At 60.5% G+C, this 22585-nt stretch carries 23 protein-coding genes; 17 read left to right on the top strand and 6 right to left on the bottom strand.

Going from position 1 to position 22585, the window contains the following annotated elements; translation table 11 throughout:
* Nucleotides 1–155: 155 nt before the first annotated feature.
* Nucleotides 156–971 carry a DODA-type extradiol aromatic ring-opening family dioxygenase gene (locus BUA94_RS16575; protein ID WP_208980134.1) on the bottom strand — a complete coding sequence of 272 codons (816 nt, stop codon included), beginning with the start codon at nt 969–971 and terminating at the stop codon, nt 156–158.
* A gap of 317 nt (nt 972–1288) precedes the next feature.
* Between BUA94_RS16575 and BUA94_RS16570 the strand changes: the two genes are divergently transcribed.
* Entirely contained in the window at nt 1289–2044 is a 756-nt protein-coding gene (locus BUA94_RS16570; protein ID WP_073014865.1) for a tellurite resistance TerB family protein, read from the top strand.
* 76 nt (nt 2045–2120) lie between these two features.
* Nucleotides 2121–2582, top strand: coding sequence for a DUF1203 domain-containing protein (locus BUA94_RS16565; RefSeq protein ID WP_073014469.1), 462 nt, complete (start codon nt 2121–2123; stop codon nt 2580–2582).
* Here the strand turns inward: BUA94_RS16565 and BUA94_RS16560 are convergent.
* The gene (locus BUA94_RS16560) at nt 2569–3747 is read right to left on the bottom strand and encodes a hypothetical protein (RefSeq protein ID WP_073014468.1); all 1179 of its coding nucleotides are present in this window, start codon (nt 3745–3747) and stop codon (nt 2569–2571) included. The two genes, BUA94_RS16565 and BUA94_RS16560, sit on opposite strands and share 14 nt — an antisense overlap.
* A gap of 214 nt (nt 3748–3961) precedes the next feature.
* On the opposite strand from BUA94_RS16560, the gene BUA94_RS16555 reads away from it, so the two are divergent.
* From BUA94_RS16555 to BUA94_RS16495, 13 genes are all read left to right on the top strand, one after another.
* Nucleotides 3962–5575: a GMC family oxidoreductase gene (locus BUA94_RS16555; RefSeq protein ID WP_073014467.1), complete on the top strand. Its 1614-nt coding sequence runs from the start codon at nt 3962–3964 to the stop codon at nt 5573–5575.
* Nucleotides 5576–5601: 26 nt separating this feature from the next.
* Nucleotides 5602–5982, top strand: a complete 381-nt coding sequence (locus BUA94_RS16550) for a winged helix-turn-helix domain-containing protein (RefSeq protein WP_073014466.1) — start codon at nt 5602–5604, stop codon at nt 5980–5982.
* A 39-nt stretch (nt 5983–6021) separates the two neighbouring features.
* On the top strand, nt 6022–6774 hold the full coding sequence (gene modA, locus BUA94_RS16545) for a molybdate ABC transporter substrate-binding protein (RefSeq protein WP_073014465.1): 753 nt from the start codon (nt 6022–6024) through the stop codon (nt 6772–6774).
* A gap of 44 nt (nt 6775–6818) precedes the next feature.
* Nucleotides 6819–7532, top strand: coding sequence for a molybdate ABC transporter permease subunit (gene modB, locus BUA94_RS16540; protein WP_208980157.1), 714 nt, complete (start codon nt 6819–6821; stop codon nt 7530–7532).
* Nucleotides 7525–8625: a molybdenum ABC transporter ATP-binding protein gene (modC, locus tag BUA94_RS16535; protein WP_073014864.1), complete on the top strand. Its 1101-nt coding sequence runs from the start codon at nt 7525–7527 to the stop codon at nt 8623–8625. Before modB ends, modC begins: the two co-directional genes overlap by 8 nt.
* Nucleotides 8626–8678: 53 nt before the next feature.
* Nucleotides 8679–10463, top strand: a complete 1785-nt coding sequence (locus BUA94_RS16530; protein ID WP_073014463.1) for a sensor histidine kinase — start codon at nt 8679–8681, stop codon at nt 10461–10463.
* Nucleotides 10464–10468: 5 nt separating this feature from the next.
* Complete coding sequence (locus BUA94_RS16525; protein ID WP_073014462.1) at nt 10469–11806, top strand: sigma-54-dependent transcriptional regulator; 1338 nt, start codon at nt 10469–10471, stop codon at nt 11804–11806.
* Nucleotides 11807–11887: 81 nt separating this feature from the next.
* A complete protein-coding gene (locus tag BUA94_RS16520) occupies nt 11888–12319 on the top strand; it encodes a carboxymuconolactone decarboxylase family protein (protein ID WP_139251181.1) in 432 nt (143 codons plus the stop codon).
* A 1-nt stretch (nt 12320) separates the two neighbouring features.
* Complete coding sequence (gene sigJ, locus BUA94_RS16515) at nt 12321–13241, top strand: RNA polymerase sigma factor SigJ (protein ID WP_073014460.1); 921 nt, start codon at nt 12321–12323, stop codon at nt 13239–13241.
* A gap of 229 nt (nt 13242–13470) precedes the next feature.
* Nucleotides 13471–14478 (top strand): DctP family TRAP transporter solute-binding subunit, encoded by a 1008-nt coding sequence (locus tag BUA94_RS16510; RefSeq protein WP_073014459.1) that lies wholly within the window; start codon nt 13471–13473, stop codon nt 14476–14478.
* Nucleotides 14479–14679: 201 nt separating this feature from the next.
* Nucleotides 14680–15300: a TRAP transporter small permease gene (locus BUA94_RS16505; RefSeq protein ID WP_073014458.1), complete on the top strand. Its 621-nt coding sequence runs from the start codon at nt 14680–14682 to the stop codon at nt 15298–15300.
* Between the two features lie 11 nt (nt 15301–15311).
* Nucleotides 15312–16715, top strand: a complete 1404-nt coding sequence (locus tag BUA94_RS16500; protein ID WP_073014457.1) for a TRAP transporter large permease — start codon at nt 15312–15314, stop codon at nt 16713–16715.
* 116 nt (nt 16716–16831) lie between these two features.
* On the top strand, nt 16832–17242 hold the full coding sequence (locus BUA94_RS16495) for a GNAT family N-acetyltransferase (RefSeq protein ID WP_073014456.1): 411 nt from the start codon (nt 16832–16834) through the stop codon (nt 17240–17242).
* Nucleotides 17243–17276: 34 nt separating this feature from the next.
* On the opposite strand, the gene BUA94_RS16490 is transcribed toward BUA94_RS16495, so the two are convergent.
* Nucleotides 17277–18380, bottom strand: coding sequence for a citrate synthase/methylcitrate synthase (locus tag BUA94_RS16490; RefSeq protein ID WP_073014455.1), 1104 nt, complete (start codon nt 18378–18380; stop codon nt 17277–17279).
* A 50-nt stretch (nt 18381–18430) separates the two neighbouring features.
* Here BUA94_RS16490 and BUA94_RS16485 point away from each other — a divergent pair, with 50 nt between their 5' ends.
* Nucleotides 18431–19654 carry a citrate/2-methylcitrate synthase gene (locus BUA94_RS16485; RefSeq protein WP_208980132.1) on the top strand — a complete coding sequence of 408 codons (1224 nt, stop codon included), beginning with the start codon at nt 18431–18433 and terminating at the stop codon, nt 19652–19654.
* On the opposite strand, the gene denD is transcribed toward BUA94_RS16485, so the two are convergent.
* Entirely contained in the window at nt 19655–20632 is a 978-nt protein-coding gene (gene denD / locus BUA94_RS16480; protein WP_073014453.1) for a D-erythronate dehydrogenase, read from the bottom strand.
* Nucleotides 20633–20717: 85 nt separating this feature from the next.
* Nucleotides 20718–21170, bottom strand: coding sequence for a GNAT family N-acetyltransferase (locus BUA94_RS16475; protein WP_175558070.1), 453 nt, complete (start codon nt 21168–21170; stop codon nt 20718–20720).
* Nucleotides 21171–21565: 395 nt separating this feature from the next.
* On the opposite strand from BUA94_RS16475, the gene gfa reads away from it, so the two are divergent.
* Nucleotides 21566–22198 (top strand): S-(hydroxymethyl)glutathione synthase, encoded by a 633-nt coding sequence (gfa, locus tag BUA94_RS16470; RefSeq protein WP_084082090.1) that lies wholly within the window; start codon nt 21566–21568, stop codon nt 22196–22198.
* Nucleotides 22199–22287: 89 nt separating this feature from the next.
* Here the strand turns inward: gfa and BUA94_RS16465 are convergent, their stop codons facing one another.
* Nucleotides 22288–22569, bottom strand: coding sequence for an SCP2 sterol-binding domain-containing protein (locus BUA94_RS16465; protein WP_073014451.1), 282 nt, complete (start codon nt 22567–22569; stop codon nt 22288–22290).
* Between the last annotated feature and the right edge of the window lie 16 nt (nt 22570–22585).

Raw genomic sequence — 22585 nt, 5'->3', positions numbered from 1 at the left:
GCAAAGCGAAGATCCGGGACCGGTGAGCCGAGGTGTATGTTCGCTCAACTAATTGAACCACATAATCTTTTGGCTCTCTGGACCCGGGTCGCTCTCCGCTTGCCCGGGATGACTATCGAAGGGGTAACCCCTTTGTCGGCAATCTGGACGCTGGCTCAGGCAGCGGCTGTCTGCGGGAAGCTGAAATAGCTCATGCTCAGCGTTCCGTGGGAATAGCTGCGGTGCAGGAGTTCTGCGGGGACATTTTTGCCGGCGGCGCCCATGGCGAAGAACAGCGGCAGGAAGTGTTCGGCAGTCGGATGTGCGCGGCGGAAGTTCGGTGCAGCTGACGGATCTGCAAAGAAGCCGATATCTGCCTTCTCCAGTCCCTCGTCCACCCAGGCGTCGAAGGCCTTGGCCCAGCCTGCTGCCTCGGATCCCTCGGGCAGGATTTCCCTCAGGTTATGTGTCGTGCTGCCTGATCCCAGGATAAGGATCCCTTGCTCTGCCAGGGGCGCAAGACTGCGTCCGAGCTCATGAACGCTCGCCGGGGTGCTGTCATAGGGAAGGGACAGTTCCACAACCGGCACATTCAGCTTTGGGAAAAGCAGCGACAAGGGAACCCAGGCGCCATGATCAAGGCCCCAGTTCCGGTCCTCTTGCAGGGACAGGCCGCCGGCCAGAGCCGCGGATTTCACGGCATTGACGAGATCCCGGCTGGCCTCGGCCGGATACTGGATCTGGAACAATTCGCGCGGGAAGCCGCCGAAGTCGTGGATCGTTTTCAGGGGGCCTGCGGCTGTGATCCTGAGGTCGGATGTCTCCCAATGAGGGGAGAGGATCACGATGCCCTTCGGCTCAGGCAGGGAGGCGCCGAGATCCTTCAGAAAGTGATGCGCAGCGATCGGGGTCAAGGCGAGCATCGGCGAGCCGTGCGCCAGAAACATTGGGGCCGGATGAGAGGTGTTTGAAGTGTCAGTCTGTGCAGTCACCGGACGCACTCCTTCTTTCAGGAACTTGCAGCGGATGGACGATCCATCCCGAGTGTGACTTTCAAGATGGCCCCTGGGCGCTTTCAGCAAAAGACCAGAAATTCTGGAAGGGTCGTTCATTCAGGTTGAACAAATTCTGCCAATTGATGCTGATTGGTCATTCAAACGCGTCTTCGCCATTCGGTCTTGAGAATTATGCGATCCCGGTGCCGGAGGATATGCGGGTCAGCCTTGCACTGCCGCGCCTGCTTCCCCATGTCCGGAGCGGAAGACATTGCATCCTCCTGATGCAGACGCCCCGAGAAGGAGACGCCCGTATGTTCGATGCCAAATCTTTGCTGGACCAGTTTCTGGGTGGTGCAGGTGGCCAGACAGCCAACCGTCAGGGATCTGGAGGACAAAGGGGTGGCGGAGACGATCTGATGTCCCGCGGACGTGATTTTCTCACCTCCCAGGGCGGTGGTCTGGCTGTCGGCAGCATTGCAGGCTTGCTTCTGGGCTCCAAGAGCGGGCGCAAGATCGGCAAGAAGGCCGTGACCTATGGCGGCATGGCTCTGGTCGCCGGCCTCGCCTACAAGGCCTATCAGAATTACAAGACAGGCCAGGGACAGGATCAGGGCGCAGCACCTGCTGCCGGAAGCCCTTCGCAGGCTCCCATTCCGCTGGAGCCGCCGAAAGGCACCGGCTTCCACCCGGAAGAAGTGCCTGGTGGTGCAAATACAATGGCCGTCACGTTGCTCAGCGCCATGATCGCCGCTGCCAAGGCAGATGGTCACATCGATGCCGATGAGCAGCGCCGTATCTTCGACAAGATCGACGAAGCCGGGCTCGACAGCGAGGCAAAGGCCTTCCTGATGGATGAATTGCGGTCGCCGCTGGATCTGGACAAGATCGTCTCGAGCGCTTCCACGCCGGAAGTGGCGGCGGAGATTTATGCAGTCTCCCGCCTTGCCATCGATCCGGATCATGCGGCGGAGAAGGCCTACCTTCAGATGCTGGCGGCGCGGCTCAATCTGGATGCTGGTCTGGTCGACGAAATCGAGATTGCCGTGCGTGAGGCCGAAGAGGCCTGAAGCGAGGCTCGCAAATCGGGTCGTCTCCTGCGCTTTCCCAGCTTAATCCGGGGAAGATCAAACCGGAGACGACCACATGACCTTTCAAGTTCATCCTCTTCCCGCCGCTGCGTTCCAGGGCCTTGAGCAGCTTTCAACTCGCGAGCTTGAGGATCGGGATATCCAGCTGCATGTCTCTGACGGCACCTTTCCCTGCCGTGTTTCCTTGCGCGACGTGCCTGCTGGTGAGCAGGTTTTTCTGCTGAACTACGAACATCAGCCGAACCGCACCCCCTATCGATCCCGCCATGCGATCTTTGTTGCCAGAGATGCGGTGGAGACCGTTCCCGCTGCGGACGAGTTGCCTCTCATGATCCGCAAGCGTCTTCTGTCCGTGCGGGCTTTCAATGGCCGTCACGAGATCGTCGAGGCGGAGGTGTGCGAAGGCGAAGCCGCAGCGGCGCTGATTGCCGGGATGTTTGCCAGTTCCGAGGTGGACTACATCCATCTGCACTTCGCCCGCCGCGGCTGCTTCGCTGCAATGGTCACCCGCTCGTGACGGAGGTTTTCCTGTTCTGCTGATGCCAGGCGATCAGCAGGATCATGCCCATGATCATCAGATAGGGGAAATAGAAGCGGGTCTCGAAATGCGGGAAGACGAGATATTTCGCGCAGATTGACGTGAAGACCGCATAGAGCAGGATCTTCGACCGCTCAGCCATGCGGGGCGGTTCGATGACCTTGGCGTAGAAGATGACAAGCGCCAGCAGCGCCGCCAGCCAGTTTTGCCCGACCATGGACCGCACGGTGGAGCGGACCAGCATCTGCAAGTAGAGCAGCGGAGAGAACGGCGGATGGAAGCCTTCAAGGGTCGGCACGTATTCCACATGGGTGAACCACAAGTGGATCCACCAGCCCGGGTGGCTCTCGTCCTTGAGCAGGAATTGATAGGCGACGGCAGCAATCAGGAAGGTTGCCGTCATCACCCAGCGGCCAGGCCCATAGATCAGGGCAAAGACGAAGAAGACGCCGATGAAGGCGAGATGATCCGGCCGGATGGTCAAGGCGATCAGCAGGCACAGCGCCGCGCCAATGTCTTGCCGCTCGATGTAGAGAAAGGCCGCCAGCAACAGGAAGACCGAGGCGTAAAGGTCCGGTGACAGCAGGGCGGCCGAGCCACTGAAATCCCCGATGATCAGCATCGCCGCGACAACCGGTCCGTACATCAAAGCCTTTTCCCGCGCGAGCCAGACCAGCAGAAGCAGACCGATGGCAACCGCGGACGCGATCGAGACAAGGCGCATGGCCTTGACCGGATCCATCAGGCCCGAAAGGGCGCGCAAGGTTTCGACATAGCCGAGTTTCAGCCGGTAGAAGCCGAGCATGGTGGAGAAGGCTGCCGGATCTTCATATTGCCGGATGCGGTAGTCCCGGTCCTGGGTCAGGGTCAGGAACTCGCCCGGCGAGACATTCTGCTTCACGATCTCGTAAGACAGGTCGTGGAGCTCCACCGGATCCTCGATATCGGTCTCCAGAACCGCAGCCGTGTAGGCGAACATGTCCCAGTTGGAAACGGGGAAGATGTGGCTGACAGCCGCGATCATTGTGATGAAAGTTGCAAGGATCAATGCCCCGATCCAGTGACGCAGGGGCCGGTAGGCTCTGCTCACATAGTCGTAGACAATGCGGAATGTGGTTTCCAGAAAACGGGCAGCTGAGGTCACGCGGAGGGCTCCGGAGAGGCTGTGGCAATGGCGATAGCTTTAGGCCAGCTCTGTCATTTTTCCGTAAACCCGGGGTCCTCCGGGTGTTTTCTTGTCCGGGTCTGCGCAAGGACTGTGCGTCAGCTCGAGTTTCGATGTGCGCTCATGGGCACTTGACCCCTGCTCCGGCACCATGTCTCCATCGCAGATGAAACAGAGAACGCCGGGAGGAGACATGCGCGATCTGGGAACCTGGGACTATGTGATTGTCGGAGCCGGATCTGCGGGCTGCGTGCTGGCGAACCGGCTGTCCGAGGATCCGGACGTGAAGGTGTTGCTGCTGGAGGCGGGCCGGAACGACAATTACATCTGGGTGCATATTCCGGTTGGCTATCTCTATTGCATGGGCAATCCGCGCACGGACTGGGGCTTTCACACGGCCAAGGACCCAGGCCTCAATGGCCGTTCCCTGATGTATCCGCGTGGCAAGGTCATCGGTGGCTGTTCTTCCATCAATGGCATGATCTACATGCGCGGGCAGGCCCGTGACTATGATGGCTGGCGCCAGCAGGGGCTTGATGGGTGGAGCTGGGATGACGTGCTGCCCTTCTTCCGCAAGTCCGAGGACCACTATGCGCTGAACGATGATATGCATGGTCAGGGTGGTGGCTTGCGCGTGGAGGAGCAGCGCCTGTCCTGGAAAGTGCTGGACGCCTTCCGGGACGCTTGCGCCGAGACCGGCATTCCCAAGATCGATGATTTCAACCGGGGCGACAATTTCGGCGCGTCCTATTTTCAGGTCACCCAGAAATCCGGCATCCGCTGGAATGCGGCGAAGGCGTTTTTGCGCCCTGCGATGAAGCGGACGAATCTGAAAGTGCTGACGGAAGCCCATGCCAGCCGTCTTCTGATCGAAAATGGCCGGGCAGCGGGTCTGGAGCTGACGGTGAAAGGCGAAGCCGCAAAAGTTTCGGTCTCAGGCGAAGTGGTTCTGGCCGCAGGCGCGGTTGGCTCTCCGCAGCTTCTGGAACTCTCCGGCATCGGCAATCCGGGCGTTCTGGCAAAGGCTGGCGTCGAGACGGTTCATGCCTTGCCGCAGGTCGGCGAGAACCTGCAGGATCACCTGCAGCTCAGAACCATTTACAAGATCAAGGACGCAGTAACGCTCAATCAGAAAGCGGGGAACTGGTTCGGCAAGATGCTGATCGGCATGGAATACGCCCTGCGCCGCACCGGTCCCATGTCCATGGCACCAAGCCAGCTGGGCGTTTTCGCCAAGTCCGATCCGTCTTTCGAGACGGCCAATGTGGAGTATCACGTCCAGCCGCTGTCTCTCGACAAGTTCGGGGACCCGCTGCACAGCTTCCCGGCCATCACGGCAAGTGTCTGCAATCTGAGGCCCGACAGCCGGGGCCATATTCACATCACATCGCCCGACCGGAACACCCAGCCGGAAATCCTGGCGAATTATCTCTCTGCTGAAAGCGACCGCAAGGTTGCTGCCGATTCCATCCGCCTGACCCGCAAGATCATGTCTGCCCCTTCCATGGCCAGGCACGCTCCGGAGGAATATCTGCCGGGCGCGAAGCTGGAAAGCGATGAAGATCTGGCGAAGGCCGCTGGCAGCATCGGCACCACGATCTTCCATCCGGTCGGAACCTGCCGGATGGGAACGGATGACGCGTCCGTGGTTGATGGCCGTCTGCGGGTCCGGGGCATTGCCGGACTGCGGGTTGTGGACGCTTCGGTCATGCCGGCAATCACCTCTGGCAACACCAACGCGCCGACGATGATGATCGCCGAAAAGGGCGCGGACATGATAAGGCAGGACAGGCGCACCCGCGCCTGATCCGTATCACAGACTGCGAGCCTGCCATGTCCGACGAGTTTCCCAAGATCCGCCTGCGCATCGTTCTTGCGCCCGGAGTGGCATTCGGTCCCGGCAAGGCAGATCTGCTTCAGGGCATTGCGGAAACGGGTTCTCTGTCGGCTGCGGGCAAGCGGCTGAAGATGAGCTACAAACGGGCCTGGAGCCTGATCTCCGATCTGAACAGCCAGTTTGCGGAGCCTGTGGTGGAAACGGAAAAAGGCGGTTCTGGCGGTGGCGGCGGTAGCCGATTGACTCCCTTCGGTGAACGTTTGCTGGTGACATTCCGGTCGATTGAGACGTCTCTTGAGACAGGGGCCGCTGCCGATCTCTCTGCCTTGACCGGGATGGTAAAACCTGTGCTTGCAGAAGCGGAACGCTCCGCCTAATATCGATATGTCCAATTGAACATATCGAGGAAACCTTCCATGTTCCGCAAGTTCCTGCTGTCCGTCTCCCTGTCTCTGAGCCTTGCGTCCCCGGCACTTGCTGCGGACAAGGTCACGGTGTTTGCGGCAGCCAGCCTGACCGACGCGCTAAGTGCCATCGGCAAGGATTTCCAGGCTGAGACGGGCAAGGAAGCCGTTTTCTCCTTCGCCGGATCGGGCACCCTCGCCCGCCAGGTGGAAGCCAAGGCGCCTGCCGATCTCTTCATCTCTGCCGATGAGGCCTGGATGGCCTATACGGTTGAGAAGGAAGCTGTCGACCCGGCCACTGTTCGCGTCATTGCGGAAAACGAGCTGGTTCTTGTCGGTCCCAAAGGAGCTGAGAAGCTGGAGTTGACCGCCGAAGCGATCACCGGCCGTCTTGGGGATGGGCGCCTGGCGATTGCCGATCCGGAAACCGTTCCCGCCGGCCGGTATGGCAAGCAGTCGCTCGAAAGCACCGGTCTTTGGGACACGGTCTCCGGCAAGCTTGCACCGATGGAAAATGTCCGCGTTGCCCTGGCGTCGGTTGCCCGTGGCGATACGCCTCTTGGCATCGTCTATTCCTCGGATGCCTTCGTGGAAGCGGATGTGGATGTGCTGGCCGTTTTTCCGCGCGAAAGCCACACGCCGATCCGCTATCCTGCCGCTCTGACGGTTGGTGCGTCTGAAGGGTCTGCCGCTTTCCTCGAGTATCTGTCCGGCAATGCTGCCCGCAAGCGTCTCGAAGAAGCGGGGTTCACCCCGGCAAACTGAACCAGAGGCCGGGACGCAGGTGTACGGCGGATGAGGATATTGGACTGAGCGTGGCGTTTTTCGAGCTTCATCCGCAAGAATGGGAGGCCTTGTCCCTATCGCTCAAGGTTGCGGCAACCGCGCTGGCAGTTTCGCTGCCCTTGGCGGTTCTCACGGGATATGGCCTCGCCCGGTGGCGGTTTCCCGGTCATGGGCTCCTCAATGCCCTGATCCACATGCCTCTGGTCATGCCGCCTGTCGTGACAGGTTTTGTGTTGCTGCTGGTGTTCGGGCCCGCTGGACCGGCAGGACAGTTCTTGTCGAAAACCTTTGGCCTCAGCTTTGCCTTCAACTGGATGGGCGCGGCCTTGGCAGCGGGTGTCATGGCCTTCCCTCTCCTCGTCCGGCCGATCCGGCTGGCCTTTGAGGCAATCGATCCGAAGCTCGAAGAGGCCGCAACCTCCCTGGGGGCGCCGAGGCTGATCACATTTGCCGTGGTCACCTTCCCTCTTGCCCTTCCCGGCGTGTTGGGAGGGGCTGTTCTTGCCTTTGCCAAGGCCATGGGCGAATTCGGGGCAACGATCACCTTCGTCTCCAACATTCCCGGGGAAACGCGGACATTGGCACTGGCGCTCTATACCGCTACCCAGACGCCTTCCGGCGATGTCATGGCGTTCCGGCTGACCATTATTTCGGCAGCGGTTGCGCTGGGCGCCCTGCTGCTTTCCGAGCTACTTGCCAGGCATCTGCGCCGCCGCATCGGTGCTGCCGATGATTGAGGTCGATATCAAGGGCCGGGCCGGGCAGTTTGCCGTTCACGCCCAATTCACCGCGCCCCAGGGCGTGACGTCGCTCTTTGGCCCCTCGGGTGCGGGAAAATCGACGGTCACCCGTATGATCGCCGGACTCCTGAAACCGGAGGAAGGGCGGATTGCCGTCAATGGGGAAGTGCTGTTCGACAGTGCCAGAGGCATCGATGTGTCGGTTCAGAACCGCCGTATCGGCCACGTTTTTCAGGATTCCCGCCTGTTTCCGCATCTGAGTGTGAAGTCCAATCTGACCTTCGCGCGCTGGGCCGGCAGGCGGTCCGCAGACAGATCCTTGACCGAAGTGGTGGAGCTTCTCGGGATTGGTCATCTCCTCAACCGCAAGCCGGGCAAGTTGTCCGGAGGCGAGCGTCAAAGGGTTGCCATCGGCAGGGCGCTCCTGTCGTCGCCGCGTTTGCTGATCATGGACGAACCTCTCGCCTCGCTCGATCAGGCGCGCAAGGCGGACATCCTCCCCTATCTCGACCGGCTGCGCAGCGAGACCGGCTTGCCGATCCTCTATGTCAGCCATGCGATGGAAGAAGTTGCCAGGCTGTCCCAGACGCTGGTGATCCTGTCGGGAGGAAAGACAGTCGCCTCGGGGCCTGTGTCGGAAGTGCTTGCAAGTCTGGATCCCGGAACGGATCTGGGCGGCGAGGAAACAGCTGCACTTCTTGAAGGGGTCGTGGCCCACAGGGACGAGCAGTGGGACCTTGTGGATGTGGCGCTAGATGAAGGCGCTGTCATTCAGGTGCCGGGGCTGCCCGCCTCTCTTGGCGACCGGATCCGGCTGCGTATCCCGGCTCGGGATGTCTCCATTTCCCTGACAAGGCCGAGCGGTATCAGTGTGCGCAACATTCTGAAGGCCAAGGTGGAAGCACTCCGGCCGCTGGATGGTCCCTATGTGGAAGTGGTCTGCAAGATCGGGACCCAGACTTTGCGCTCGCGGATCACGCGGGCTTCCTCCGCTGACCTTGGACTGGCTCCTGGTCAGTGTGTCTTTCTCCTGATCAAGAGCGTGACCATTGATCAGGGCCGTGTCGGGCCTGCCTTTAGGGAAATCTGACGCTGCGTCCTGCCGGGATGCGCTTGGAAGCCGAACCCTGATATGATAGCCGCATGAGCATGTTCACTCAGAGGCGGCTGGCACGCCGGTTGAAGATCTTCGCAGTCATTGCGGTGCTGGTGGCCGGAACCGGAGTGGTCTGGATTACCGGCACGACCAGTCTTGGCTTTTTCCTGAGCGAAGTCCGCACCCGTGCGACAGCCAACCTCGCGGTTCAGTCCGCCGTACTGGAAGGCTTGCTCGACAAGTTCCGTCTCATGGCGCCGCTCCTGGCCCGCAGCCCCGAGATCGCGCGCATCGTTTCTGAAGCTGATGAGGAAACCGGAAGCCAGCTTTCCGCGGTGGCCGCCGGCATGGCCGGGGCGGAAGAAGTCTGGATGCTGTCCGCCCGGGGCGACCTGATTGCCACCAGCAACAAGGAGCGGAACATCAACCGCAGCGCCAGCCTGATCCCTGTTGCCTTTGAAGATGCGTTGCGCGGCCAGCTCGGGCGCGAGCTGCTGCCCGGTTCGACAACGACGCCAGCCTCTTATGTCTTTGCCTCACAGGTTCGCAGTGGTGACCAGGTGACAGGTGTTCTGGCCGTCCGCGTCAGCCTCGCCTATGTGGAGCAAGCCTGGGCGCTCTCCAAAGACCCCATTGTTGCCGTGGACAGCTCGGGGCTTGTCGTTGTGACCAATGTTTCTCAGTGGCGCGGTAAGAACCTTGAGGATCTGGGCCATACCGAAAAGCTCAGCGTCATCGATACGAGCCCGAACCCGGTCAATTTCAATCGTCTTGCCGACAGAGGTATCAGCCGCAGCCGGATGGAGCTTGCCGCTCCCCTGCCCGTCCTCGGCTGGCGGGTGATGACTTTTGCAGACACGACGGAGGCGCGGCGCCAGTCGGCCAGGGCCATGGTCATTTCCCTGCTGTTGTGCGTCATCGTTCTGGGCTTTGTGTGGATCTGGCTGAGCCGCCGGGAGGAGTTTGGCCGACGGCAGCGTCTGGACCGGGCTGCGGCCCTTCGGCTGGAGCGGCGCGTGCGCACCCGCACGGCGGAACTAAGCGCCGCCAATGCCCAGCTTGAACAGGAAGTGCGCGACAGGGAACAGGCTGAGGCGGAGCTTCGGCAGGCTCAAGCCGAACTTGTCCAGGCAGCAAAGCTTGCCACCCTCGGCAAGATGTCTGCAGCGCTCAGCCATGAATACAATCAGCCACTGGCTGCCATCCGGTCCGACGCGGAAGTGGCGGAAATGCTGATCGCGCGCGGAATGCCGGAAAAGGCGCTCGCCAATCTGACCCGGATTGGCGGCATGGTTGGCCGCATGGCGGAAATTGCCCGCACCCTGAAAGGCTTCACCCGCCGGTCCGGAACCGAGATAAAACCGGTCTCGCTGCGTCAGGTGATCGATGAGGCCCTGCTGCTGCTCATGCCGCAGATCAAGCAGAGCGGAGTGGCCTTCGAGACGGACTTGCCTGCAGACGACATTATCGTATCCGCCGGGCAGATCCGGCTGGAACAGGTGGTCGTGAACCTGATGACGAACGCGCTTGATGCGGTGAAGGGCCGGAAGGACGCCTGTGTCCGGCTGTCCATGGCTGTTGAGGACGGTCATGCGGTTCTGTCGGTTACGGACAATGGTCCGGGCATTTCCGAGGATGTCCTGCCCCAGATCTTCGATCCCTTCTTCACCACGAAGGACGTGGGAGCGGGGCTGGGCCTCGGCCTTTCCATCGCATACAAGATCGTCCATGACTTTTCCGGCACTCTGACGGCCGTCAATGGCCCGTCCGGTGGCGCAAGCTTCACCATGCGGCTTCCAGTCGCCGGAACCCAAACCCTCGCAGCGGAATAGAGAACATGGATCAAGGCTGGGTGCTGCTGGTGGATGATGAGGAAGACCTGCGGGCTTCCCTGTCCCAGGGGCTGGAACTGAGCGGTCATATAGTCATGGCCACCGGAGATCCGGACGCGGCGCTGGAACGCATCACCCGCGACTTCTACGGTGTGCTCGTGACCGATATCCGGATGCCGGGAACCGATGGGTTCGACGTGATGCGCCGGGCCTTCGAGATCGATCCCGCCCTTCCCGTCGTGCTGATCACCGGTCACGGTGATGTGCCGCTGGCGGTCGAAGCCATGCGCGCCGGGGCCTATGATTTCATGGAAAAGCCTTTCTCCGTTTCACGGTTGGATTCCGTTGTCGAGCGTGCGCTGGATCGGCGCCGTCTCGTGCTGGAAAACAGGAAGCTGAGAGAGGAACTCGCCGACCGGACCGGCATCGAGGGCCGCTTGGTCGGCCGGACGCCTGCGATGGATCAGCTGCGCCGGACAGTGGCGGCCTTGGCCGCAACGGATGCGGACGTGTTGATCCTCGGGGAAACCGGTTCGGGCAAGGAAGTGGTCGCCCGGGCTCTTCATGATGAAGGCCCGCGTCAGTCCCGTCCCTTCGTCGCGCTCAATTGTGGTGCACTGCCCGCTGAAATCATCGAATCCGAACTGTTCGGGCATGAGAAAGGCGCCTTCACGGGCGCCATCAGCCAGCGGATCGGCAAGCTGGAACATGCCCATGGCGGCACGGTGTTTCTGGATGAAATTGAATCCATGCCGCTGGAGCTGCAGGTCAAGCTGCTGCGGGTGATCGAGACCCGGACCATTGAGCGTCTCGGGTCCAACAAGTCGATCGATCTCAATGTCCGCTTCATTGCCGCGACGAAAGAGGATCTGGAGGCTGCCGGGCGCGAAGGCCGGTTCCGTCTCGACCTGTTCTACCGACTGAACGTGGTCTCCGTCGCCATTCCGCCCTTGCGTGAGCGGATCGAGGATATTCCGCTCCTGTTCCGCCATCTGGCTGTAGAGGCACGGGCGCGGTACAGGCGGGAAATTCCGGATATCCCGGAGGGTTATCTTGCCGCGTTGATGACACGGGACTGGCCGGGGAACGTGCGGGAGCTTCGCAATATCGCGGATCGTTTCGTGCTTGGCATCGACAGTTCGGCCGCTGCCGTCAGTTCCTGGGGGGCCAGCCTTTTCGATCAGGTGGCTGCCTATGAAAAGGCGCTGATCGCCGCTGAACTCGCCCGTAACGGCGGAGCGATCAAGCCGACCTACGAGAGCCTCAACCTCTCCCGCAAGGCCCTCTATGAGAAGATGCGCAAATACGGTCTGGGCAAAGGAGACATGCTGGCCGTGGATTAAATTGCAGCTGCCTGTCACAGGCTGGAAACGCCGCTCGTCGTCCTGGTGTCACGAAGACAAACTCCAACCTGGATGACACAAATGACGTCTCATGCTGCAATCAACCATCATCAGAATATCCCCGAGGTGTATCGTGCCTTTGTCGAGGCGCATAACCGTCTCCTTGAGACAGACATCGACGCGGGTCTTCATCATCTTGTGAAGCTGCTTGCCTCGCAGATCAATCGGTGCGCCTTTTGCGTGAACATGCATGTCGAAGAAGCCCTCAAGGACGGCGAGAGCCACAAGCGGCTGGAGCGTTTGACGGTCTGGCGGCATTCGGGTGACTTCTCGGCTGCGGAAAAGGCCGCATTTGCCTGGACCGAAGCCCTGACCGTGCTGGACGACAGCAAGGATCTCGGCATCCTGAGGGATGAACTGAGAAAGCACTATTCGGATGTGCAGATCAGCGCGATCACGGCTGTCGTGGCGATGATCAACATGTGGAACCGGCTCGGGGTATCGAACCACTAAGATGTCAGAACCCGATGCAAAGACGGCTCTTTTCGAGAAGGTGCGGCCCCAGCTGATGGGGCTCGCCTATCGCATGCTCGGTGTCGTTGCCGATGCGGAAGATGCTGTTCAGGACACGTTTCTCAAATGGCAGGCTGTTGACCCGTCCCAACTGCTGAATGGGGAAGCCTGGCTCGTGAGGGTCTGCACGAACCGCTGCCTTGATTTACTCAAGGCAGCTTCCCGGACCCGTGTCGACTATATCGGGTCCTGGATCCCCGAGCCCTTGCAGACGGAAACATGCAATTCCCAGGAGGAGGATCTGGACAGGGCGCAGTCCCTTACCACGGCCTTCCTGCTGCTTCTGGAACGGCTCACCCCGCGAGAGCGGGCCGCGTTCCTTCTGCGGGAGGTATTCGGAAAGAGCTATGCCGAGGTGGCCGAAACCCTGGGCATGAGTGAGGCAGCCTGCCGTCAGCTGGTGTCAAGAAGCACCAAGTCCGTCCGTCAGGAAAAGGCCCGGTTCCGGCCGAGCGCAGATCAGCAGTCGGCCTTTCTGGAGGCCTTTCAGGCGGCGCTTGTGACGGGGGCGCCCGATCAGTTGAGTATGCTTCTGGCTGAGACCGTCAATCTGAGCAGTGATGGCGGGGGCAAGGCGACGGCCCTGCGCCGCGTGCTGTCCGGGCAAGACGAGGTCTCCCGCTATATTGCCAGGATTTTCGGCCGTCTCTGGTTGGGTACGCGCATCGAGCGGCGGGAAATGAACGGGATCGAGGGGCTTGTGGTCTGGGAGGGGCAACAGGTGGTCGCGGCCATGACGCTTGGCTTCACCGAGGAAGGCCAGGTTGCGAACATCTACATCATGCGGAACCCGGACAAACTCAGGCACCTTGGCCAAAGATTCCGGCACGATCTTCAGAGCGGTTCCCTGAAGCAGCATTGAATCTTTGGAGATGGGTCGATTTCGACACATTTCCGCTCTGGAGCGTGTCGGTTTCGACCCGTTCCCCTCGGCTCAAGGCTGGAGCAAATGGGGTCTCCGAGGATTTTCCGGCAGAAATCTTGAGTTTTTCCGGTTTGGCACAAGCGTTGCTATAGTGTTTCCAGCGTGCTTTCGCGCTCCGGTCCCGTTACGCGGCCGGACACACGAAAAATGTCTGGGAGGACATTTCATGAAAAAGCTTCTTCTCGCAGCGACCGCTGCAGTCACCCTTGCGTTCTCCGGCGCAGCGCAGGCAACTGAATCCTGTGATGACGGCGAAATCGTGATCAAGTTCAGCCACGTGGTGGCTGCGACCGGTCACCCGAAGGGCGATGCAGCCACTCTGCTGGCCGAACGCGTCAACAAGGAGATGGACGGCAAGGCCTGCATGCAGGTGTTCCCGAACTCTCAGCTGTTCGATGACGACAAGGTGATGGAAGCCCTGCTTCTGGGTGACGTTCAGCTTGCAGCTCCGTCCCTGTCCAAGTTCGAAGCCTACACCCTGAAGTTCCGCCTGTTCGATCTGCCGTTCCTGTTCCAGGATCTGGATGCAGTCGAGCGCTTCTCCACCGGCGCGGAAGGCAAGGCTCTCTTGAACTCCATGACCGAATACGGGTTCCAGGGCCTTGGCTACTGGAGTTCCGGTCTGAAGCAGTTCTCTGCCAACAAGCCGCTGCTGCTGCCGACGGATGCAGCCGGGATGAAGTTCCGCATCCAGACGTCTGACGTTGCCGAAGCCATGATCGAAGCCATGGGTGCAAACGCTCAGAAGCTGGCGTTCAAGGAAGTCTACGGCGCACTGCAGACCGGCGTTGTGGATGGTCAGGAAAACTCCTGGTCCAACATCTATACCCAGAAGTTCTTTGAAGTTCAGGACGGCATCACCGAAACGAACCACCAGCTCCTCGCCTACCTGCTCGTCACCTCTGACGAGTGGCTGAACAGCCTGGAGCCGGATGTCCGTGACCAGTTCCTCAAGATTGCAGAGGAAGTCACTGCTGCCGCAAACGGCTCCGTTGCCCAGCAGGAAGCAACCAACCGTCAGCGCATTCTGGATGCAGGTGCCACGATCCGCGAACTGACCCCGGAACAGCGTCAGGCATGGGTTGATGCCATGAAGCCGGTTTGGTCCAAGTTCGAAGGCGATATCGGCAAGGACCTGATCGACGCTGCAGTCGCGTCCAACACGGCCAAGTAAGGTCAGCTTTGGAAGGGCCGGTCCGCCGGCCCTTCCGGGGGTCTCCGCCCCAGGCGTGCGCGGGAAGAGAACAAAAAGCTTCCGCCCGCAGAGCGTCCGATGCCACAGGCTGGAAGGTCCTTTTCACAAGGGGCCATATCGGGTGCGGATAGGGAAATAATCATTCGAGAACGTGCCGCAGGGCACGATTCGGGGGAAACAATGCAACGCCTCGACAATTGGGTCACCCGCTTCGAGGAAGGCGTCATCGCCTTCCTTCTTGCGGCGATGACACTCGTGACCTTTACCCAGGTGGTCGCCCGTTACGGGTTCAACTCCGGCTGGACCGGCGCACTTGAACTGACACGCATCCTGTTTGCGTGGCTGATCCTGTTCGGCATGAGCTATGGCGTGAAGATCGGGTCTCATCTGGGGGTGGATGCCGTCATCCGCCTGTTCCCGAAGCCCCTGTTTCGTATTGCGGCCGTTTTTGGCGCGCTGTGCGGTGTGGCCTATGCGGTCATCCTGCTGAAAGCCGATTGGCTGCACGTCTTCGGCATCGATGCCAAGGGCGGAGCCATCGATTACTGGCAGAAGATGTTCAAGATCGGCATCGGTCTTGATGATCTGCGCTATCCGGAATGGGTGCAGGAAGCCTTCGGCACGAAGGAGCGTGTCCAGCGCTGGATCGCCTATATCATTCTTCCGGTCGGACTTGCGCTCTTCGCGTTCCGCTGCCTCCAGGCAACCTGGCACATCCTCACCGGTCAGCGGGAGATGATGATCGCGGCGCATGAAGCGGAAGAGCTCGTGGCCGAAAACAAAGACGTTCTGAAGGATTGAGGTAAGAGACCATGGAAGCCGCAATCCTTTTCATTCTCGTCCTGACACTTCTGTTTCTGGGCGTACCGATCGCGATCTCGCTGGGTCTTTCCAGCGTTCTGGCGATTGCCATCTTCTCCAACGATTCCATTTCGTCGGTTGCTCTGCAGCTCTTCACCGCTTCGCAGAACTATACGCTGCTGGCGATCCCGTTCTTCATTCTGGCCTCGGCCTTTATGTCGACCGGGGGCGTTGCCCGCCGCATCATCCGCTTTGCCATCGCCTGCGTGGGCCATGTGCGCGGCGGCCTTGCCATTGCGGCAGTGTTCTCCTGTATGCTGTTTGCCGCGCTGTCGGGCTCTTCGCCTGCCACCGTGGTGGCCATCGGCACCATCGCCATCGCCGGCATGCGTCAGGTTGGCTACACCAAGGAATTCGCGGCCGGCGTCATCGCCAATGCGGGCACCCTGGGCATTCTGATCCCGCCATCCATCGTGATGGTGGTCTATGCTGCTGCAACAGACGTTTCCGTGGGCCGCATGTTCCTTGCCGGTGTGATTCCGGGCCTCGTGGCCGGCCTCATGCTGATGATCGCGATCTATGTGAATGCCCGCATCAAGAACATGCCGAAGCAGCCTTTCGCCGGTTTTGGCGAGATTGCCAGGGCGGCCGGTGAGGCCGGGTTCGGCCTGCTGCTGATCGTCATCATTCTTGGAGGCATCTATGGCGGCGTATTCACGCCGACGGAAGCGGCTGCCGTGGCTGCTGTCTATTCGTTCCTGATTGCGATCTTCATCTACCGCGACATGGGGCCGCTCAAGGGCGTTCCGATGCGCAAGGAAGGGGAAGGTCTTGGGTCTGCCATTGGCCGGAACCTCTGGCTGACGGTTGCAAATTTCGGTCCAGGCTGCTTCCACAAGGACACCAAGAAGGTGCTGGTGGATGCGGGCAAGACGACGATCATGCTCATGTTCATCATCGTCAACGCCCTGCTCTTCGCCCATGTTCTGACCTCCGAGCGGATCCCGCAGGCGATCACCGATCTGATGCTGAACGCAGGGTTCAACTGGTTCACCTTCCTGATTGCGGTCAACCTGTTGCTGCTCCTGGGTGGCCAGTTCATGGAACCGTCGGGCCTGCTCCTGATCGTGGCACCTGTGGTGTTCCCGATCGGCATGGAATTGGGCGTCGATCCGATCCACCTGGGCATCATCATGGTGGTGAACATGGAAATCGGCATGATCACCCCGCCGATTGGCCTCAACCTGTTCGTGACCTCCGGGATCACGGGGATGAGCCTGGTTCAGGTCGTCCGGGCCGCTGCACCCTTCGTGCTGATCCTGTTCCTGTTCCTCATCCTGGTGACCTATGTTCCGGCCCTCTCCACCTGGCTGCCCTACAGCCTGATGGGACCGGAAATCCTGACGAACCGCTGAGGACCCGGAGTTTCGGAAAAACTCAAGGCCGGGGCATTGCTCCGGCCTTTTTCATTGAAGGTGGTACGTATTTCGGCAAAGCTCCGCCTCCGGAAAATTATCAAGAGAGCCTGCCCGTGACCCCTCAGATTGTCGAGCGTCTGCCAGATCCCCAAACCTATCTGGATCTGCGGAAGTCCGGAGGTCTCAGCGCCTATTCCCTCGAGGCTGCACAGGCGGGGCTGCCCCGGTCGCTCTATTGCATCGTGCTGGAACTGGCGGGCGAAGATATCGGCATGGGCCGCATTGTTGGAGATGGCGCTCTGGCCGTGCATATCGTTGATATCGTCGTGCGGCCCGAGCATCACGGCAAGGGATATGGCCGGATGATCATGCAGGCGCTCAGCGACTATATCGCTGCCAATGTGCCGGATACCGCCTATGTGAACCTGCTCGCCGATGTGCCGGCGAACAGGCTCTATGAGAAGTTCGGTTTCAAGGAAACCGCGCCACGCACGATTGGCATGGCCTACAAGAAGGGCGTTTGAGCCGGATTTCCGTCCTTCGTCACAACCGCGCCGGTCAGATCTGAGGCATGGGGCCTGTGTAGCGGGAGGCCGGGCGGATCAGCTTGCCCGTCTGCTGCTGCTCCACCACATGGGCGCACCAGCCAACGCTCCGGCCAACTGCGAAGAGCGGCGTGAACAGGCTGCGGTCGATGCCGGCAGCCTCGAGAAGGACGGCGGTGTAGAATTCCACGTTCGTTTCCAGCGGGCGGTCGGGCTTGTGCCGGCGCAGCGCCGCCAGCGCTGCCGTTTCCACCGCTTCCGCAAGCGCGATACGGCCGTCTTCCTGCGGCAGTTCCGCAAGTCCTGCCTTCAGCACATCCGCCCTTGGGTCGCGGGTGCGGTAGATCCGGTGGCCAAAGCCCATCAGGCGGATGCCTTTTTTCAATTCTCCGGCAACCCAGTTGTCAGCATTTTCGGACGTTCCGACCGCATCCAGCATGTCGAGAACCGGTCCGGGCGCGCCGCCATGAAGCGGACCTTTCAGTGCGCCCATGGCTCCGATGATCGCGGATGCCATGTCTGCCTTGGTCGAGGCAATCACCCTTGCGGTGAAGGTCGAGGCATTGAGGCCATGGTCAAGAATGGTGACCAGATAGCGGTCCAGGGCATTGGCTGCGCGCTCGACCGGCATTCTGCCGGTCAGCATCTGCAGGATATCCTGTGAAATGGTGAGGCTGACATCAGGTGCGACCGGCTTCAGTCCTGCTTGAATGCGGGCCGAGGCGGCGAGAAACACAGGCAATGCAGCGCAGATGGCGGCGGCATCCTCTTCCGATTGCGTGTCCGCCAGGGCCGAGAGGCCAAGGCGCATGCGCTGATAGACCGGCAGGTCTCGTGGGGCAGCTTCGAGGACCGGCATCAGCTCAAAGGCTTTCAAGCGCCCCTGCAGCAGTCGGTCTTCCAGAGACGTTTCGGTTTCGATCAAGCCATCCCAGAAAAAGGCAATCGCCTCTTCGAACGTCAGTTTTCCGGCCAAATCCTCAATCGCCTTGCCACGCAAAACCAGCTGGCCCTTGGCACCATCAACTTCGCTGAGCACTGTTTCAGCTGCAATCACGCCTTCGAGGCCCGATGCGGTGGACTTGGCAAGGCTGGGTGCCGGAAAAACGAGGGTCATGAGATCTCTCCTGATAGCTTGTTTGCCTTAGGTCTCATGGATCTCTTGAAGTGATCAATATTGATAAATACAATCAATATATGAGCGAACCTGTCTATCTTTCGGCCCGCGAGGCTGCAGCCGAGCTTGGGGTGCGTCCCGCGACCCTCTACGCCTATGTCAGCCGCGGCCTGATCCGTTCGGTGCCGGGGCCTGGCAAGCAAAGGCGCTATGACGCCGCAGATATCCGCCAATTGCAGGGACAGCGGGCGGAAGCAGTGCCCGCGGGCTCAATTGCCGGAACGGACAAGCCGCATTCCCAGCCACTGACAACATCCCTGACGCTGATTGCGGAGGATGGGCCCTGGTACCGTGGTCACTCGGCAGTAGAACTGGCCGGAAGTTTCAGTCTGGAGGCCGTCGCGAACCTGCTTTGGGAATGTGAAACCGATCCTTTTTCCCGTCCCGCCCCTCGCCGCCTCCCCGATTTGCCCGAAGGCCTTGGCATGATGGAAAGGTTGATGGTGGCTCTGGCCGGATGGCCGCTTCAAGACCGGGCTGCCTATACGCATTCTCCTGCCCTGCTCCGGGACAAGGGAGCTGCCTTGGTGAGAGTGGCCTGTGCCGCGCTGCTGGGATTGCCCGAGCCAGAAGCGCTGCCGGTTCACATACAACTGGCGAAGGCGTGGAATGTGCTTCCTGGCCCCGATGCAGAACTGCTGCGGGCTGCCCTTGTTCTGGCGGCAGATCACGAGTTCAACACGAGCGCCTTTGCCGTTCGCTGTGCAGCGTCTACCCGTGCCCCGCTGCATGCCGCGCTGATTTCCGGTTTGGGCGCTTTTAGCGGTCCGCGGCATGGGGCTCATTCCGACCGGGTGACGGCCTGGCTGGAGCGCATTCAAGGCGAGGAGGATGTCGACCGAGAGCTCGGAGCGATGCTCCAGCGCGGCGAAGCTCTTCCGGGCTTTGGTCACGCAATTTATGCTGGACGGGATCCCCGGGCGGATTGCCTGCTGAAACTGGCAGCGGCAGGACTGGGGGATCAGGCGTTTGCCCGGCTTGTACCAAAGCTGACAGAAGCCGGTGAGGCGCTTTATGGTCTTGCGCCCAACATCGATTTTGCCTTTGCGGTGATCCAGCGCCAGCTGGGCCTGCCGGAAGAAGCCGGCAAGGTCATTTTCTGTGCCGGGCGCATGGTGGGCTGGGTGGCTCATGCCTTGGAACAGTACCGGCTGCCGGATCAGATCCGGTCCCGCGCGGCCTATATTGGCGAGCGGCCGCGCAGGGGGAAATGATCAAAGGGTGATGCCTTCTTCCTCGATATAGGTCTGGACGATTGCGTCGAAGCTTTCGTCTGCCTTGAAGCCGAGCGCCAGGGCCCGGGCAGGATCAAATCCACGCGGCCAGCCGGCGACAATTTTCTCGACCAGCGGATCGCGCTCGCGGCGGATCAGCTTGACGGCTTTTTCTCCGCCAAAGCGGCGTAGCGTCTCGATTTCTTCCGCGACGGTCACCGCAAGTCCGGGCATGGTCATGTTGCGACGGGGGCCGACAGTCTCACCGTCCAGGCCCGCTGCGTGGATCAGGAACCCGGCTGCTGCGCGGGGGCTGGCCATCCAGTGCAGGACGTCATCGGCAACGGGAAGAACGGCTTCCTGACCATTGAGCGGCTCGCGGATGATGCCGGAAAAGAAGCCCGAGGCTGCCTTGTTTGGCTTGCCGGGTCGCACGACGATGGTCGGAAGGCGGATGCCGATCCCGTCCAGAAAGCCCTTGCGGCTGAAGTCGGCCAGGAGCAATTCACTCATCGCCTTTTGCGCCCCGTAGGACGTCAGCGGAGCGGGCAGGAAATCATCCGGGATCGGATCCGGGAATGGGGCGCCGAAGACCGCGATGGAAGACGTGAAGACGACCCGAGGGCAATAGCCTTCGCCTAGTGCGCGGATCGCCTCGAAAAGCCGCCGGGTTCCGTCCAGGTTGATGCGATAGCCCTTGTCGGTTTCCACCTCAGCTTCGCCAGACACGATGGCGGCAAGATGGAAGATGACGTCGGGCCTGCTTGCCACAAGCTGCTCGGCCTCGCCTTCGAGGGAAAAGTCGCAGGCCCGGCAGATCGTGTCTTGAGGGGCATTTGCGGGGACAGGCGGTTCGACCACATCCACCAGGCTGAGTTTCGTCAATGCCCGGCCATTGAGAGAGCCGTCTTGCGTGATGTGCCTGGCAAGCTTGTGTCCCACCATGCCAGCCGCACCAATGATCAGCACATGAACCATAGCGCTTCGTTCCTCCCGAAATATCTGATGCGGGCAGGTTAGCGGTCCAAGTGGGCGTGCGGAAAGATCATTCTTTCCAAAAGCGTTACGCTTCAGGGACCGGGGCGCTCATATGAACGGCCAGCTTGTCGCCGATCTGCTCACGTCTCGTTTCCCTGAAGCCGCGGCGCTGATACCAGAGCTGGTTCGACGTCATGAGCGCGTTGGTGAAAAGGCGGAGTTCAGGTTTTTGGTGATCTCTTGCCCGCTGGAAACAAAAGTCGAGCAGATGATTGCCCAGACCGCTGCCCTGGCGGTGAGGAGCCACCGCAATGCTCCACAAAAGCAGATGGTCAGGCTGCAGGCGCAGGACGAGTGAGGCGTCCGGTTGATCCGAGGGGCCCGACAGCCAGACCTCATCGGCGGCAATCAATTCGGCATAGTCAGCCTGCATCGGCTGGGGAACAGCCTTGATGACCGGAATATAGTGCTCATAGGCGTCACGAGCGAGATCTGCGATGGCCTGGGCATCCGTAATAACAGCTCTTCTCAGGTCCAAGATTTCACACTCCATTCCCGTCTTGCTGACGCTTTATGCACCGATCATGGCATGGACAGCGGGCAGGTCAATCCGCCCGGACTGGTGAAATGGGCTGTGCTTTGCACCTGAAAATGCTTTCATTGCGTGCTGCAAGTTCCCGTCAAGTTGCGCTCAAGTATTTGCGCGAAATGGACAAACCGGCAATTTTCCATCAGGCGGAATCGAGCCAATACACACCTATGTATCGCTTGTGACTGTTTGGACGTTGTTTCTAATGTTCTGCATGACTGGATGCGTCCGCCGTCTCCGGCTTTCTCCGTTGGCAGAAGCTTCGGCTTTCCTCCCGACGGGCCGGTGCAGGCGCAAAGGTCCGGGGTTGATTTGAGCCCAAACACGCAGGGAGGTGCGTTCTCATGTCATTTCTATCGGGAATTTTCGGAGGGGCAGACGGCAAACCGTCCGCGCCGCCGCCCAGCAGCGTCAAGATCCATCCGCAGGTGGACAACGGCTATGCGCCGGCCCAGCCCGGATTTGCGGGCGGAACGCTGTCCTGTCATTGCAAGTCCAATCCGGTCAAGGTGCGGATTTCCGCGCAGAGCGCCCACAATCATGTCTGCGGCTGCACGAAATGCTGGAAGCCGGCAGGGGCCGTGTTCAGCCAGATCGCTGTCGTGCCGAAAGAAGCTGTCTCCGTTGTGGCCAATGGCGACAAACTCCAGATCGTAAACCCGGCTGCGCCGATCCAGCGGTATGCCTGCAAGGATTGCGGCGTGCATATGTATGGGCGGATCGAGAATACCGAGCATCCGCTCTATGGTCTCGATTTCATCCATACCGAACTGTCGAATGAGGACGGCTGGTCACCGCCGGAGTTTGCGGCCTTCGTGTCTTCCATTATCGAATCCGGCTATCCGCCTGCTAAAATGGATGACGTCCGCGCCCGCCTGCGCGAACTCGGGCTTGAGCCCTATGATGCCCTGTCGCCGCCGATCATGGACCTGATCGCCACGCATACGGCGAAAAAGAACGGTGTTCTGGCGGCCTGACAGGCGCAAGGTTCCTCCGGTGCAAAGAAAACGCCGGCCCCAGTGGGGCCGGCGTGTGTATTTCCGCAAACTCTCGAGCGTTTGAAACGTCAGACGATGCTGCCCAGTTTCATGGCAACGCTCATATCACCCTCGACCTGGATCTTGCCGCTCATGAAGGCGGCAGTCGGGTTGAGGTCGCCTGCCAGAAGATCAGCAAGATCTTCCGGAGAAATGGTGACGGTGCAGTCCGCTTCGGCATCTTCGTTGGTGACGGTCGAGCCCTGAATGAAGATGGCTCCCGTGCCGCCGAGGTTGAACTTGACGCTCTCCTCGATGCCACCGCCTGCGACCTTGCCGCGCACGCTTTCCGTCAGTTGTTCCAGGCTCATTTCCGCTCTCCTAGGT

This window comes from Roseibium suaedae, assembly GCF_900142725.1.
In the GTDB taxonomy this organism is placed as follows: Bacteria; Pseudomonadota; Alphaproteobacteria; order Rhizobiales; family Stappiaceae; genus Roseibium; species Roseibium suaedae.
The sequence above is the reverse complement of the archived record's forward strand: the minus strand, read 5'-3'. Positions and strand labels throughout refer to the sequence as shown.

Bases quoted from the DNA above. Each gene is read 5' to 3' on its own strand.
- modA (WP_073014465.1), top strand. From the start codon at position 6,022: ATGTTCCGCAAGTTCCTGCTGTCCGTCTCCCTGTCTCTGAGCCTTGCG.
- BUA94_RS16550 (WP_073014466.1), top strand. From the start codon at position 5,602: ATGTCCGACGAGTTTCCCAAGATCCGCCTGCGCATCGTTCTTGCGCCC.
- BUA94_RS16510 (WP_073014459.1), top strand. From the start codon at position 13,471: ATGAAAAAGCTTCTTCTCGCAGCGACCGCTGCAGTCACCCTTGCGTTC.
- modC (WP_073014864.1), top strand. From the start codon at position 7,525: ATGATTGAGGTCGATATCAAGGGCCGGGCCGGGCAGTTTGCCGTTCAC.
- BUA94_RS16505 (WP_073014458.1), top strand. From the start codon at position 14,680: ATGCAACGCCTCGACAATTGGGTCACCCGCTTCGAGGAAGGCGTCATC.
- denD (WP_073014453.1), bottom strand. From the start codon at position 20,632: ATGGTTCATGTGCTGATCATTGGTGCGGCTGGCATGGTGGGACACAAG.
- BUA94_RS16490 (WP_073014455.1), bottom strand. From the start codon at position 18,380: ATGACCCTCGTTTTTCCGGCACCCAGCCTTGCCAAGTCCACCGCATCG.
- BUA94_RS16565 (WP_073014469.1), top strand. From the start codon at position 2,121: ATGACCTTTCAAGTTCATCCTCTTCCCGCCGCTGCGTTCCAGGGCCTT.
- BUA94_RS16465 (WP_073014451.1), bottom strand. From the start codon at position 22,569: ATGAGCCTGGAACAACTGACGGAAAGCGTGCGCGGCAAGGTCGCAGGC.
- BUA94_RS16520 (WP_139251181.1), top strand. From the start codon at position 11,888: ATGACGTCTCATGCTGCAATCAACCATCATCAGAATATCCCCGAGGTG.
- BUA94_RS16500 (WP_073014457.1), top strand. From the start codon at position 15,312: ATGGAAGCCGCAATCCTTTTCATTCTCGTCCTGACACTTCTGTTTCTG.
- sigJ (WP_073014460.1), top strand. From the start codon at position 12,321: ATGTCAGAACCCGATGCAAAGACGGCTCTTTTCGAGAAGGTGCGGCCC.
- BUA94_RS16530 (WP_073014463.1), top strand. From the start codon at position 8,679: ATGAGCATGTTCACTCAGAGGCGGCTGGCACGCCGGTTGAAGATCTTC.
- gfa (WP_084082090.1), top strand. From the start codon at position 21,566: ATGTCATTTCTATCGGGAATTTTCGGAGGGGCAGACGGCAAACCGTCC.
- BUA94_RS16525 (WP_073014462.1), top strand. From the start codon at position 10,469: ATGGATCAAGGCTGGGTGCTGCTGGTGGATGATGAGGAAGACCTGCGG.
- BUA94_RS16570 (WP_073014865.1), top strand. From the start codon at position 1,289: ATGTTCGATGCCAAATCTTTGCTGGACCAGTTTCTGGGTGGTGCAGGT.
- BUA94_RS16555 (WP_073014467.1), top strand. From the start codon at position 3,962: ATGCGCGATCTGGGAACCTGGGACTATGTGATTGTCGGAGCCGGATCT.